The organism is Sphingobium cyanobacteriorum (assembly GCF_030580935.1).
GTDB classification, from domain to species: Bacteria; Pseudomonadota; Alphaproteobacteria; order Sphingomonadales; family Sphingomonadaceae; genus Sphingobium; species Sphingobium cyanobacteriorum.
Window position 1 is genome coordinate 124161 of record NZ_JAUQOM010000008.1, and the last position, 14331, is coordinate 138491.

The following is a 14331-nucleotide window of genomic DNA, read 5'->3' on the forward strand; positions in this document are numbered from 1 at the left end:
GATCCGGCCTGCCCCCATCTACTGGGGAGAGGATCATATGAGACATTATGGCTTCATGATGCCAATGGCGGTTAACATCCCCCCGGCCGCCCTGCCGGCTGCCTCTCCCCCTTTTCCCGCGTTGATGGCGCGATAGTTTGACGGGCCATGGCATCATGGCCGTGGACATTGAAGGATCGGCCAGGACATGAAGCGGATGCGGCGGCTGAACTTGTGGCTGGGCCTGATCCTGAGCCTGTGCCTGGGCAGCGGCATCGCCGGATGGGCGGGCCTGGCGACCGCGCAACTGCCGCCGCTGCCCGACATTCCCCGCGTCCTGCCGCCCGACCGATCCGATGGCGGGCATTTCCGCGTGGTCATCCCCAATCGGCCCGACCCGGTGCCGCTGGTGCTGCACGTTTCCCCCGCAGGGTCGGATGCGGGCGACGGATCGGCCAGCCGGCCCTTTGCGTCCCTGACGCGGGCGCAGCAGGCCGTGCGCGCGCTTAACCTGGACCATGACGTGACCATATCCCTGGCGGCAGGCACATACCGGCTGGACGCGCCACTGCGCTTCACCGCCAGGGATGGCGGCCAGAATGGCCACAGGGTACGATGGGAGGGCGCGGCGGACCAGCCCAGCATCCTGTCGGGTGGCGCGCCAGTGACCGGCTGGCGACAGGTGGACAAGGCGCGCGACATATGGGCCGCCCGCGTCCCGGCGGGCAGCGATCCGCGCCAGTTGATCGTCGCAGGGCGACTGGCGCCACGCGCATCGGTTGAAATCCCGCGAACGGCGGTCGCCTTTCATCCCTGGGGGCTGGAAATCATGGACCCGGCCTGGCGCTTTCTGGCGCAACTGCCCGATCAGAAGCGGATCGAGGTGGAAGGCATGAGCTGGTTCACCCATCGCCATGCCATGGTGGACCATATCGAGGGCGACCGGATCGTGATGCAACAGCCGGGCTGGCGCAACAATCTGGTCGGATATGATACGATCGCGCGGCCGGTGTCGGCCGAAGTCGCGCGGATGTTCCTGGTGAACGCCCTGCCATTCCTGCGCGATCCGGGGCAATGGTTCGTCGATCCCAAAGCGGGCCAGCTTTATTACAAGCCCCGTCCGGGCGAGGATATGCACAAGATCGCGGTCATCCTGCCCCGCCTGGAGCATCTGCTGTCGATCGCGGGCAGCCAGGATGCGCCGGTGCGGGATCTGGAATTCCGCCGGTTGCAGTTCAGCCATACAAGCTGGCGCCAGCCATCGGGACCGCAAGGCTATGCCAGCCAGCAAAGCGGGGCCTATCTGGCGGGCGAAGTGGCCGATTATCCCGCCGACCCGATACGTGATTGCAGTTGGGGCTGCTGGTCGTTCGAGCGGATGCGCAACCAATGGCGCCAGCAGCCCGCCGCCGTGCAGGTGGCGGCGGCACGGCGGATCGTCTTTGATGCGGATCGTTTCACCCAATTGGGGCAAATCGCCCTGGGCATCGGCAATAACCCGGATGCCAATGCCAGCGGCGTCGGGCTGGGCGCGGCGGCGATCGAGGTGACGAACAGCGAATTTGCCGATCTGGCGGGCGGGGCGATCATGGTGGGCGGCGTGCAGCCGGACGCGCATCACCCGTCCCGCCCGGACATGGGATTGCGTGATATCGTTATACGCAACAACCGGATCGCGGGCATATCCCGCGATTACAAGGAACAGTCCGCCATCCTTGTCACCTATGCGTCCGGCACGCTCATCATGAACAACGATATCGCCGACACCCCCTATGACGGCATCGATGTCGGCTGGGGCTGGGGCGCGAACGATCCGGGCGGGAGCGCGGAATATGCGCGCAGGCAGCGCGGCTATTATGATCAGCCGGGCAACATCGTCTATGACACGCCGACGACCCTGCGCGACACGGTGATCATGGGGAACCGGGTGAGCCGCGTGAAACAATGGTTCCCGGACGGCGGCGCCATCTATCATCTGTCGGCCGATCCGGGCGCGCTGATCGCGGAAAATTACATATCCGACATTGCCGGATCGGGCGGGATCGCGATCTATCTGGATGAAGGGTCACGCTATGTGACGGTGCGCAACAACGTCATCGATCGCGTGGGCGGCGTCTGGCTGAACCTCAACAGCCAGTCCCATATCGCGCCCAGGCGCACCGCGCTGGACAATGTCGCCACAGGCAACTGGTATAATAGCGGCAGGCTCAATGGCGAATGGAGCGACTATCTGAACAATCGCGCCTTCGACAATATCGCGGTGACTGGCGCGCAATGGCCAGCGGGGGCAAAGGATGTGATCGACAGGAGCGGGGTTCAGCGGGCACCGCCGGATCGGCGCTGAACACACAGACCCTTTCACCGGGCCATGCTATATGATAGCGCTCCCAGATACTCAGGGGAGGGCCTAAGATGGGCGATGACGTGGCATCCTTGCTCGCGGGCATATTGGCCCCGCATGGGCCGGCGGTGGCGGCTAAGGCGTTCAGCTACACGCCCGGCGACTATAGCGTGCACTTCTTTCTGCAACTCGCGCTGATCATCGCCACCTGCCGCGGGGTGGGCTGGCTGGGCCGCACCTATCTGGGCCAGCCGCAGGTGGTGGGCGAAATGATCGCCGGCGTCATCCTGGGCCCGTCGCTCTTCGGGCTGGTGGCGCCCGGTTTGCAGGCCATGGTTTTTCCCAAAGAAACGAGCAGCATCCTCTACGCCGGGTCGCAACTGGGCGTCTCGCTATATATGTTCCTGGTCGGCCTGACGCTGCGGCTCGATCATGTCCAGGCCAAGATGCGCAATGCCGCCATGGTTTCGGCGGCCGGACTGATGGCGCCGTTCCTGATCGCGATCATGATCACGCCCGCCCTGTTGCGCGTGCCCGGCCTGTTCACAGATGGCTTGGGACAGGCGCAGGCGACCCTGTTCCTGGGGGCCTGCATCGCGCTCACCGCCTTTCCGATGCTGGCCCGGATCATCAACGAACGTGGCCTGGCCGACAGTCCGCTCGGCACGCTGTCCCTGACCGCAGGGGCGTTTGACGATGCCGCATCATGGTGTGTCCTGGCGATCGTGCTGGCGCTGGCAGGCGGCGGGAGCGCGATCGCCGTGGTGGCGATCGGCGGGACGATCCTCTACGCCGCATTTCTGCTGCTGTTCGGACGCAGATTGCTGGCGCCGCTGGGGCGGGCGGTCGAGGCGCGGGGCGCCATGAGCACGACCATATTGGCGATCACGCTGGCGCTGTTCTGCCTGTCGGCCTTCATCATGGACGCCATTGGCGTTCACGGGATATTCGGCGGCTTCATCCTGGGCGTGTTCATGCCGCGCGGGCTGTTCGCGGAGGAACTGAAGGCGAAGGTCGAGCCGATCGCCGTTGTGCTGTTGCTGCCGATCTTCTTCACCTATTCCGGGTTGAACACGCGGTTCGACGTGATGAACTCGCTGGCCTTCCTGACGATCGCGCTGGGCCTGCTGATCGCCTCCATCGCCGCGAAGTTCGGCGCATGTTATCTGGCCGCCCGCCTGTCGGGCGAGGACCGGCATACCGCCCTGGGTATCGGTGCGCTGATGAATTCACGCGGACTGATGGAACTGATCATCGTCAACATCGGCATTCAGAAAGGGATCATCCAGCCGGCGCTGTTTTCCATGCTGGTGCTGATGGCGATCGTGACCACGATGATGGCCGGTCCCCTGTTCGAACTATTCTACGGCCGGCATGCAAGGTCGATAAAGCATCTGAATTCAGTCACTTGATCGACGGCCCTGCGTAATATTCCTAAAGCGGAAAATGACGCATGGGTCATATGTGCACAGGGTTATCATTCCGGCGGCCTGGCCCTTGTTCAGCTTGATTCCCGGATCACGAGTTCGGGTGCGAACTGGACCGATTGTGCCGTTTCACCCGCCAGGCGACGGCACAGCAATTCGACCAGCAGGGCCGCGCCGCGCCGGATATCCTGCCGAACGGTGGTCAGCGGCGGATTGGACATTTGCGCCAGCGGCACGTCATCGAAACCGATCACCGAAAGCTGTTCGGGCACGCGCATATCCTGTTCGGCGGCCGCGGCGATGACGCCCATGGCCGTCACGTCGGACGCGGCGAAGATGCCGTCGGGGCGATGGCCCGCTGCAAAATAGTCCGTTGCGGCCCGATAGCTGGCCTCCGGCGTCACATGCGCGTGCACCAGTTCGACCCGGTCCCGCGCATCGGCGGGCAGGGCGGACAGGAAACCTTGATAGCGGGCGGCGAATTCCGGCACCGACACATTGCCGAAAAAGGCCAGCGACCTGCGGCCCCGCGCCAGCAGATGCGTGGCAGCCAGCGCGCCGCCGGCCATATTGTCCGTGCCAACGGTCAGATACTGGTTGCGCGCGCCATAAGCACCCCAGATGACCAATGGCTGATAATGGCTGGCGGTCCGGTCCAGCACGGCGCTCTGGTTGGACTGGCCGATGATGATGACACCATCCGTCCGCCCGGCGCGGATGAAGCTGTCAAGCCAGTCCTCGCCATCGGGAAGGACACGGGACAGCAGCAGATCATAACCGCGCTCGGCCAGTTCATCCGCCAGAAAACCCAGCATCGCCATGAAGAAGGGATCGGACAGATGCTGTCCCCGCTCATGCCCCAGGGGCAGCAGGACAGCGACCGCGCCAGTGCGGCCCAGCCGCAGATTCTGGGCGGCGACATTGATCCTGAAACCGTGCCTGGCGGCCAGTTCCTGGATTCGCCGTCGCGTATCCTTGTTGAGCGCCCCTTTCGATGTCAGCGCGCGCGATACCGTCGATACCGAAACGCCCGCGATTTTCGCCAGGTCGGTTATGCTGCGGACAGGGTCGTCATGATGATCCGTCATGTCCCACTGCCTAAGCTACCGGAGGACGGCGGGCAATCCGCTGCAAAGCGGGACGACGCATCAAATGTCGCGCAGGCCCGCCGGCATGGCACGCAGGGCCATCAGCAGATCGTGCAGTGCGGCAGGCAGGACGCGCGCGCCCTGGTCAGGACGCGGGGATGCCCACTGGCGGGATGAGGGGGGATGATGCTAAGATAAAATCATATGGATGGCATGCATCTCCATGATATGATGCCGTTTGATGTGATTGCCGGGTCAGCGCAATGCGCGGGGAGGACCAGGCAGCAAAGAGGCGTCATCGGCGAAGGTCGAGCATTTCCGGCCCCAGATAAATCGATAAAAATATATGATATGTTAAATCTTTCAGGCCGCTGTTTGGTACAAGTATAACACAACGTCGAAAAATTCGAGATATTTTGAAGTTGCCATTGAACCGCGCCGGGATTGCCGGAGGCCCTAACTCCTGAGAGGAAGGGTCTACGATGAGCAAGACGACGAACAAGTTTGCGCCGGAGGTGCGCGATCGAGCGATCCGGATGGTGCTGGATCACGAGCGGGATCATCCATCGCGCTGGGCAACGGTTGTATCGATTGCCGAGAAGATCGGCTGCTCGTCGCCGACGCTGCATGAATGGGTGAAGAAAGCTGAGGTCGACAGCGGCAAGCGCGCGGGCGTTCCTATTCGCCGAGAACTTCGCGGTCTACGGCGTGCGCAAGGTCTGGCGGCAGATGATGCGGGAAGGCTTTCCGGTCGCCCGCTGCACAGTCGCGCGGTTGATGCGCGAGATGGGCTTGGCAGGGGTGATCCGGGGCAAACCGGTGCGCGCAACGATCAGTGACAAGGCGGCGCCATGCCCTCTCGATCACGTCAACCGCAGGTTCTACGCACCAGCACCGAACATGCTGTGGGTGTCGGACTTCACCTGCGTCGCGACCTGGGCGGGGTTCGTCTATGTTGCCTTCGTTATCGATACCTATGCTCGGCGGATTGTCGGTTGGCGAGCCAGCAGAACGGCCCATGCCAGCTTCGTGCTCGATGCTCTGGAACAGGCGCTTCACGATCGACGGCCGGCCCATCGGGGCGGTCTCATCCATCATAGCGATCGCGGGTCGCAATAGGTCTCCATCAAGTACACCGAGCGCCTCGCCCAAGCTGGGATAGACCCCTCGGTCGGCAGCGTCGGTGATAGCTACGACAACGCTTTGGCCGAGACGATCAATGGCCTTTACAAGGCCGGGGTGATCCACAGGCGTGGACCATGGCGCAGCTTCGAAGCCGTCGAATATGCCACGCTCGAATGGGTCGACTGGTTCAACCATCGTCGGCTGCTGGAGCCCATCGGCAACATCCCGCCTGCCGAAGCCGAAGAACAATATTATGCTGCCGCAGACAACATCGATATGGCAGCGTGACTCACAACCCAATGCCTCCGGCAATCCCGGCGCGGTTCAGATCGCCAAAGGAATAATCTCTCGCTCGACTGCGTAGAACAGCGGCGAATTAGGAAGATCGATAAAGCGTCGCTCGTCTTCGAGCAGGGCTTTCCCGGCGCGGCGCGCCTCGGGCTTGTCGTTCAGGGCCAGCATCGCATCGACATTATCGTACCAAAGCTGCGCGACGCCGTCATAGGGCGCGACCTCACCCCGCCGGGCATCCAGCGCGGGCTGCAATTGGGGATGCGCGAAGGAATGGCTTTGAACATAGCGACGAATGCCCAGCGCCGCCGCATGTTCACGCACAAGGGGCGCATGTTTGTCGTACCAGTAGGCCTGAAACTCTTCCTGTGACAGGCCCGGCAAGCGACGAAGGCAGAAAAGGATTTTGATCATTCGTGCATCCTTTAGAGAATGCAGACGGCGTATCCGTCTAAACGGCCGTCCGCGCGGATTTTTGACAATATCGTCGCTGACCCTCAAGGCTCCGGCGAAATCTTCACCATGAGCTTGCCGTCATGGTTGCCGGTGAAAAGACGTTCCAGCGCGGACGGCGCATTCTCGATCCCATCGACGACATGGTCCTTCCAGCGGATGCGTCCCTCTGCGATCCATTGCGACAGATCGGCGATGGCTTCGCGCGCGCGCGGGAAATAATCGATGACGATAAAGCCGCGAATGGTCAGCCGCTTCATCAGAACTTGACCGAAATCGGTGGGGCCGGCCAAGGGCCCGTCGGCATTGTAGCCCGATATCATGCCGCACAGTGCCATGCGGCCATGTTTGGCCATTCGTGAAAAGACCGCGTCCATGATCGGACCGCCGACATTTTCGAAGTTCATGTCGATGGCATCGGGGCAGTGCCGGTCCAATGCCGCGCCGACATCTTCATTCTTATAGTCGATGGCCGCATCGAATCCGAGCTCATTGGTGAGCCAGCGGCATTTGGCTTCCCCGCCTGCAATGCCGACAATGCGGGCGCCCTTGATCTTTGCGATCTGCCCTACGATCGACCCCACCGCGCCCGCAGCCGCCGACACGACCAGCGTTTCGCCTTCCTTGGGATCGCAGATGTCGAGCAGGCCGAAATATGCGGTCATGCCGGTGCTGCCGAGCACCGACATATAAGCCGTCAGCGGCACGCCCGGCACGGTGCGCACACGGCTGGTCATCTTTTCGTGCGTGACAGTGTAAAGCTGCCAGCCCGCATCGCCTGGCATGACGATATCGCCTGCGGCGAAGCGCGATGACCGGCTTTCCTCGACCACGCCGATCGTGCCGCCACGCATGACGTCGCCGATCCCGACAGGGGGCAGATATTGTTCGCGATCGCTCATCCAAAGGCGGTTGGTGGGATCGAGCGAGAGGTAAATGTTGCGGACCAGTATCTCGCCGTCCGCCAGCGGGCGGACCGGCGCTTCCTTTAGCGTGAGATCCGTTGCGGCGACCGCGCCGTCCGGGCGATTGTTGAGAACCCATTGACGATTCATCTGAGCCATCGTTTCTTCTTTCTTATTCGTCCAAGCGGTGGGTCGGATAGGATAGCGCGCTCACAACAGGCCCGATTGCGCATCTGCGTCGTCCGATTCCATTTAAGTTATCGACTAAACATGGATGAGGTCAACCGCTCCGCTAGAAAAAGCTGGGAACGGCCCTCCGGCCTCAATGTCTCTGGGGACGGATTGCCCGGCGGTTTACGCAAAGCCATATGGCCAGGACGAGTTCTTAAGCGATCGGATAATTGACCATTGATCACGACGCGTTATCCGTGCACCTATCCGCTTCGGAGAACAGGAGGAACGGATGCAGGAAGCGGTGGCAAGCGCCTACAGCAGGGACAGTTCGGCGGAAGAGATCGCTCGCGCCGTCGATCTGACCGGCAAGCTGGCGGTGATCACGGGCGGCGCGGCTGGGCTCGGGCTGGAGACGGCGCGGGCGCTGGCGCTGGCCGGGGCGGACATCTTCATCGCCGGACGGCGGCCGCAGGTGGTCGCTGCTGCGGCTCAGAAACTGTCCGAAACAGGCCAAATCGTGCACTCGGCAGTGCTCGATCTCATGTCCGTGGAAAGCGTCGATGCCTTTGCGGATGCCGTACTCGCGCTTGAACGGCCGGTTGATATGTTGATCGCCAATGCTGGCATCATGGCCTGCCCGCTGCAACGGACGGCGAAGGGGATCGAATCGCAATTCATGACCAACGTGGTGGGGCATGCCGTGCTGCTCAGCCGTCTGGCCCGCGCGTTGGCCCAGTCGGACGATGGCCGTTTCGTTTCGCTCAGTTCGACGGCGCATCATATGTCTCCGGTTCACTTCGACGACATCCAGTTCGAACGCCGGCCCTATGAAAAATGGTCCGCCTACGGCCAGTCGAAGACAGGCAATGTCCTGCTCGCGGTAAAGGCGGCAAAGGCGCTGGGTCCGAAAGGCGTTTCCTGTTTCGCCCTGCATCCCGGCATGATCCGCACCGAACTGAGCCGGTCGCTCGACGACAGCGACCTCACGCAATTCAGTTCGACCACAGCCGAAGGACAGCCCGTAGCCGATCTGTTCAAGGACGTGCCCCGTGGTGCTTCCACGTCAGTCTGGGCCGCAACTAGCCCGGCGCTGAGAGGCAAGGGGCCGCTCTATCTGGAGGACAACAAGGTTGCCGAACTACTGACCAAGCCCGCACGCTATCATGGGGTGTCGGCCTATGCGCTCGACCCGGAAAGCGCCGATCGGCTCTGGACCGAGATCGAAACAATCGTCGAGCGCGAGCTGCCGCTGTAGTCGCCGACAGCCAGCATTTTGTCGACAGGAAAGGACGACGATACCATGAAGGCGCTGCTCTACAACGGCCCCCGCGATATCGGCTATGAAAGCGTGGATGATCCCGCGCTTCAGTCGGATCATGACGCAATCGTGCGCATGGTCGCCTGCTCCATCTGCGGCAGCGATCTTCATATCTATCATGGTCATGGCTTTTCCGAAGATGTCGGCTTTTGTATCGGCCATGAGGCGGTGGGGGAAGTGATGGAGGTCGGTCGGTCGGTTTCGCGCGTGAAGACCGGCGATCTGGTGATGATGCCGGCCGCTGTGGGCTGTGGTGCCTGTCGATCCTGCCTGGCCGGCAATGTGCTGGGCTGTGATACCAGTTCGGGCACCTGCTATGGCCTGTCTTCCGCGCTCCAAGGGGTACAGGCCGATGCGTTCCGCGTGCCGGCAGCGGACATGAACGCGGTCCGATTGCCAGACGGGATCACTGTCGAACAAGCACTGATGATGACGGATGCACTCTCCACCGCCTGGTTCGGCGCGCGCAACGCAGACATCAAGCCGGGCAAAAGCGTTGCGGTCGTAGGGCTAGGACCGATCGGCCTGATGGCGGTGGAAGCGGCTTATGTGATGGGGGCGCAGATCGTATATGCCATCGATCCCATAGCGGAGCGCAGGACGCTGGCCGAGCAGGCAGGCGCCGTGGCACTGGACCCGGCGGAGGCGATCGAAACGATCCGAGACGCGACGAAGGGGCGAAAGCTCGATTGCGTGATCGAAGCGGTCGGAGCGGAAAAGACCGTGGACCTGGCCCTGCGGCTGGTGACGAAGCGTGGCACGGTCTCGGTCATCGGCGTCCAGCAGGCGCGTCGCTACGCCTTTCCGCTGGAGCGTGCCTTCGCAGGCGGGTTAACCTTTCGCCTCGGCACCTGTTCCGTGCCTGAGGAGCTACCGGCGCTATTCCCGCTGGTGCAGTCGGGCCGGCTGCGGCCCGAACGCTATATCAGCCATCGGCTGCCGCTCTCCGCAGGGGCGGAAGCCTATGCCATGTTCGACCGCCGCGACAATGGCGCGCTCAAAATGGTGCTCACTCCTGATTGAAAAGGAAGGGCCATGGCGATGGCCGGTCAAGCCGACCGGCCGCGCCGACTGCCCAAGACCGCGTAGCCGCCAAGGACTATCGCCAGGCCCGCCAGCGACATCGCGTAGACTAGCATCCCGCCGGTAGCGGTCCCGTGGGTCATGGCGACATAACGCGCCAGATGAGGCGTACCAAATTGAGAAAGATACAGGGTCGTCTGGAACAGGCTGACGGCGCGCCCTCTGCCTTGCTCATCCACGTAATCGAGCAGCCAGAGCGATAGGACGGGCACGATCGCACCTTGCGACAGGCCGATGATAGCGGCTCCCACCATCCAGCCGGCCGCCCCACCGGACAGCGCGACGGTGAGTTGCCCCGCCGCACCGATCAGGAAGCAGAGCGCCAGCTGGGCCTCCGGCACGAGGCGGCGTAACTTGGTGAGCGCAAGCGCGCCCAACACCGCCCCCGCACCCAGAATGGCAGTGACCAGACCGATAAGCGCCGTCGATCGGACCCCATGATCGACGAGCACATAGCCAAATTCATACGCGGCCGCGAACATCATGAAGGATGCAAGCACGGTCAAAAAGAAGATCCATGCCAACGGTCGCCATTTGATAACGCTATCGCCTTGCACCATCGCGGGCGCGGCATCATCGACTGCATTGTCCAGAACAGGCGTGCGCAACAAGAGCATCCCCGCGAAAAGCGGGATGCCCGCGAGCAGAATGAGAAACGGGGCGCGCCAGCCATAGGCACCGAGCCATCCGCTGAGCAGCGCGGCGGCGATTGTCGCGGCGGCGGGAAAGCTGCCCTGTGCTGACAACCAGAAAGCGCGCCGCCCACCAGTGAAATAGTCGCCGACCAGACCCACGGCCGCGACCGTCATCGCGCCCAGCGCAAGGCCAAGAAGGAAGCGTGACACAATGAGAAGCCATAGCGAATGGATCCAGAGCGGCAGCGGCGCGAGCAATGCGTAGCTGGCAGTCCCCATGACCAGAAGCGTGCGGCGCGGCACGCGGTCCCCCACTATGCCCAGCAATATGCCCGCGACGGCAATAGCCAGGGTCGGCATCGTTACTGCCAGCGAAATGCCCAGGGTAACGCCCGGTTCCGTGCGGAACGCGTCGATCATGGCGGGAATGACGGGCAGGGGCACGACGACCGCCAGCACGACCATTACGGGAACCAATGCCAAGATTATTCCCTGTGCAGCCGGAACGTCCGGCAACGTGGCGCTTGTCATCCTCTCGCTCCTCTCGCACGCCGGGACAAGGGCTTTGCCTGTTGCGGCCTGCTTGGCATATAGTTGCGGCAGATCGAGCGGGATACAATAGCTAATGCATTAACTAGCGCATCTTTGTATTGCGATCCGCAGCGTTTGTGGCAATCGCGGCAAGCCATTCGCGCTGAAACGCTGATAAGCGCCAAGCCGCACTTGCTCTCAATTAGTTGAACCGTTAAGGCACTGGCAGGCTTGTCCCGTCGGTGTCACGGGCGGAGGAGGCGGTGCGGAAATTTTGGATGCGCAATGCTGGCGTCAAAGCCTGTCCAGAATATTTCAGCCGCGCGGTTTTGATGGATTGAGGCGGTTATGCAGCTGGATTTTTCTGAAGAACAAAGGGCGCTACAGGCCGATGTGCGCCGCTTTTTTGAGCGGGCCTGCCCGATCTCGACCGTGCGAAAGGTGATTGATTCAGGCGATAGTCACGATCCGGTGCTGTGGAAGCAGGTGTCGGAGCAGGGCTTTCTGGCCGCCGCCATTCCCGAAGCGTTCGGGGGCGCAGGGGCTGGCTATCTGGAGTTGTGCCTGGTCGCCGAAGAAGTGGGCAGGGCGCTTGCGCCCCTCCCAGCGGTTTCGTCCCTCTATCAGGCAGCCGAGTTGATCCTGATGACAGGCTCCGACGCCCAGAAGCGGACCTGGCTGCCCAGGATCGCGAGCGGCGACGTGATTGCAACCGTTGCCGTTGCGGAGGCGGCGGGGAATGTCGCGGCTGATCTGATCAGTGCGCAGGTTTCCGGCGGAAAGCTGACCGGGCGCAAATGGCCGGTATCTGACGGACTGGTCGCCGATCTGGCGATCGTCGCCGCGCGGTGCGACCAGGGGATCAGCCTCTATCTCGTCGATCTTGCCAGCGCGGGCGTGTCGCGCCGCGCCGTCAAATCCATCGACCCGTCGCGTCCCCAGGCGGAGATCCTGTTCGACGGTGTCGCTGTGGAACTGCTTGGCGCGGCTGGCGAGGGGCTGGGCCTGATCGACGCCGTGCGTGACCGCGCCGCCATTCTCGTCGCCTTTGAACAGATTGGCGGCGCGCAGGCGGCGCTCGACATGGCGCGCGACTATGCGTTGGGCCGCTACGCTTTCGGGCGCCCCATCGGCGGCTTCCAGGCGATCAAGCATATGCTGGCCGACATGTATGTGTCGCTGGAGCTGGCGCGGTCGAACAGCTATTATGGCGCATGGGCTTTGGCGACGAACGCGCCACAACTGCCGCTGGCGGCGGCAACGGCACGGGTTTCGGCCATCGAAGCCTATAAGCTGTGCTCCAGCAACAATATCCAGACGCATGGCGGCATGGGCTTCACCTGGGAGTTTGACTGCCATCTTCATTATCGTCGCGCCCGCTACCTCGCATCGGTTCTGGGCACATCGCCCCTTTGGGAGCGCAAGCTGGTGGCCGCCTATAGGAGCGCAGCATGAACTTTGACGACACACCCGAGGAAGCCGCTTTCCGTGCCCGTGCCCGCGCATGGATCGCGGACAATGCACCCCATGCGCTGAAACCGGAGCTGGAGGTCGCCGGCTTTGGGCATTTGCATCTGCAATCGACCGACGCGCTCGCCGCGTCCAAAGCCTGGCAAAAAAAGAAGGCCGGTGCCGGCTGGGCTGCGCCGCGCTGGCCCAAAATCTATGGCGGCGGCGAGGTCTCTCCTATTGAGCAGGTGATCTGGGGCCAGGAAGAGGGTGTCTACGCCAAGCTTGCAGGGCCATTCGTTATCGGACTGGGCATGTGCGGGCCGACCGTGATGCACTGGGCCAGCGAGGAGCAGAAGCGGTCGCTTTTGCCGCGTCTTGCCGCCGGCGAGGATATCTGGTGCCAGCTCTTCTCCGAGCCGGTCGCTGGCTCCGATCTGGCCGGCATCCGCACCCGCGCGGAACGGGACGGCGACGAGTGGGTCATCAATGGCCAGAAAATCTGGACGTCGGGGGCGCTCGACGCCGACTGGGGCCTGTTGATCACCCGCACGGACCCCGGCGTCGCCAAGCATCGCGGTCTTACCATGTTCTTCCTCGACATGAAGTCGCCCGGCGTCGAAGTCCGGCCGATCCGGCAGATGAATCAGGAAAGTTCGTTCAACGAGGTCTATTTCACGGACGTCCGGATCCCCGACGCGCAGCGCCTGGGGGCGGTGGGCGAGGGGTGGTCCGTGGCGCTGACGACCCTGATGAACGAACGTCAGTCGATCGGCGGCAGCATGCCGACCGGCGTTCCTGAACTGTTCGACCTGTGCCGGGACATGGACCTGCTCGATGACGGCGCCGTCATTGCGCGGCTCGCGAAATTCGCCGCCCGGTCAAGCGGACTGCGCTATACGGCCTTCCGGTCCATCTCCGCCCTCTCGCGCGGCGAGCAGCCAGGCCCGGAAAATTCGATCGGCAAATTGGTCGCCGGCAGCCTGATGCAGGAAGTGGCGCAGTTCGCGCTCGATCTGGAAGGGGAGGCCGGACTGGTGGAAGATCCCCTGTTGGCGGTCCACCAGGGACGGTTCCAGGCCATGCTGCTGCGCTCGCCAGCGACGCGGATCGAGGGCGGTTCCGACGAAATCCTGCGCAATATCATCGCCGAACGGGTTCTGGGACTCCCGGCCGACATTCGCGTGGACAAGGATTTGCCGTTCAAGGAGATACCGTCAGGCGCGGCCGCGCGTTGATTACAGGCGCAATGGCCGTCCGGCCCGCCTTCCAATGCGTTGCGACGGCGCGATCAATAGGTGCCTGCTCTCATGACCATGCCAAAGCTTCTTGAGGGACGGCTGCCCATTCCGATGATCGCGTCCTTGTTGTTCGTCACCTCGCAGCCCGAACGCGTGATTGCGCAGGGCAAGGCGGGATCATCGGCTCCGTCCCCTTGCCCAATGCGCGACGTCTCACCGTCTTTGAAGAATGGCTACGGTGGCTGCGGGGTGAATTGACGAACGCGGACGCGCCGGTCCCCTGCGGGCCAT

Annotated in this window: 10 protein-coding genes and 1 pseudogene; 7 read left to right on the forward strand and 4 right to left on the reverse strand. The window is 62.9% G+C overall.

From position 1 onward, the window contains the following. Positions 1-187 precede the first annotated feature (187 nt). Entirely contained in the window at positions 188-2323 is a 2136-nt protein-coding gene (locus Q4610_RS15260) for a right-handed parallel beta-helix repeat-containing protein (RefSeq protein ID WP_304536826.1), read from the forward strand. A gap of 68 nt (positions 2324-2391) precedes the next feature. Next, complete coding sequence (locus tag Q4610_RS15265; RefSeq protein ID WP_304536827.1) at positions 2392-3732, forward strand: cation:proton antiporter; 1341 nt, start codon at positions 2392-2394, stop codon at positions 3730-3732. 89 nt (positions 3733-3821) lie between these two features. Here Q4610_RS15265 and Q4610_RS15270 read toward each other — a convergent pair whose 3' ends face one another. Continuing rightward, complete coding sequence (locus Q4610_RS15270) at positions 3822-4835, reverse strand: LacI family DNA-binding transcriptional regulator (RefSeq protein WP_304536828.1); 1014 nt, start codon at positions 4833-4835, stop codon at positions 3822-3824. Positions 4836-5317: 482 nt separating this feature from the next. On the opposite strand from Q4610_RS15270, the pseudogene Q4610_RS15275 reads away from it, so the two are divergent. Beyond that, a pseudogene (locus Q4610_RS15275) lies at positions 5318-6248 on the forward strand (IS3 family transposase). Positions 6249-6284: 36 nt separating this feature from the next. Here Q4610_RS15275 and Q4610_RS15280 read toward each other — a convergent pair. Further along, entirely contained in the window at positions 6285-6665 is a 381-nt protein-coding gene (locus Q4610_RS15280; RefSeq protein WP_304536829.1) for an EthD domain-containing protein, read from the reverse strand. Between the two features lie 83 nt (positions 6666-6748). Then, positions 6749-7768: an NADP-dependent oxidoreductase gene (locus Q4610_RS15285; protein ID WP_304536830.1), complete on the reverse strand. Its 1020-nt coding sequence runs from the start codon at positions 7766-7768 to the stop codon at positions 6749-6751. A 304-nt stretch (positions 7769-8072) separates the two neighbouring features. Here Q4610_RS15285 and Q4610_RS15290 point away from each other — a divergent pair, with 304 nt between their 5' ends. Both Q4610_RS15290 and Q4610_RS15295 read left to right on the forward strand, forming a co-directional pair. After that, positions 8073-9038 carry an SDR family NAD(P)-dependent oxidoreductase gene (locus Q4610_RS15290; RefSeq protein WP_304536831.1) on the forward strand — a complete coding sequence of 322 codons (966 nt, stop codon included), beginning with the start codon at positions 8073-8075 and terminating at the stop codon, positions 9036-9038. A 45-nt stretch (positions 9039-9083) separates the two neighbouring features. Then, positions 9084-10124 (forward strand): alcohol dehydrogenase family protein, encoded by a 1041-nt coding sequence (locus Q4610_RS15295; protein ID WP_304536832.1) that lies wholly within the window; start codon positions 9084-9086, stop codon positions 10122-10124. 26 nt (positions 10125-10150) lie between these two features. On the opposite strand, the gene Q4610_RS15300 is transcribed toward Q4610_RS15295, so the two are convergent. Further along, the gene (locus Q4610_RS15300; protein WP_304536833.1) at positions 10151-11350 is read right to left on the reverse strand and encodes an MFS transporter; all 1200 of its coding nucleotides are present in this window, start codon (positions 11348-11350) and stop codon (positions 10151-10153) included. A 348-nt stretch (positions 11351-11698) separates the two neighbouring features. Here Q4610_RS15300 and Q4610_RS15305 point away from each other — a divergent pair, with 348 nt between their 5' ends. Further along, positions 11699-12805 (forward strand): acyl-CoA dehydrogenase family protein, encoded by a 1107-nt coding sequence (locus tag Q4610_RS15305; RefSeq protein WP_304536834.1) that lies wholly within the window; start codon positions 11699-11701, stop codon positions 12803-12805. Beyond that, entirely contained in the window at positions 12802-14037 is a 1236-nt protein-coding gene (locus Q4610_RS15310) for an acyl-CoA dehydrogenase family protein (protein ID WP_304536835.1), read from the forward strand. The genes Q4610_RS15305 and Q4610_RS15310 overlap by 4 nt, the downstream gene beginning before the upstream one ends. Positions 14038-14331 lie beyond the last annotated feature (294 nt).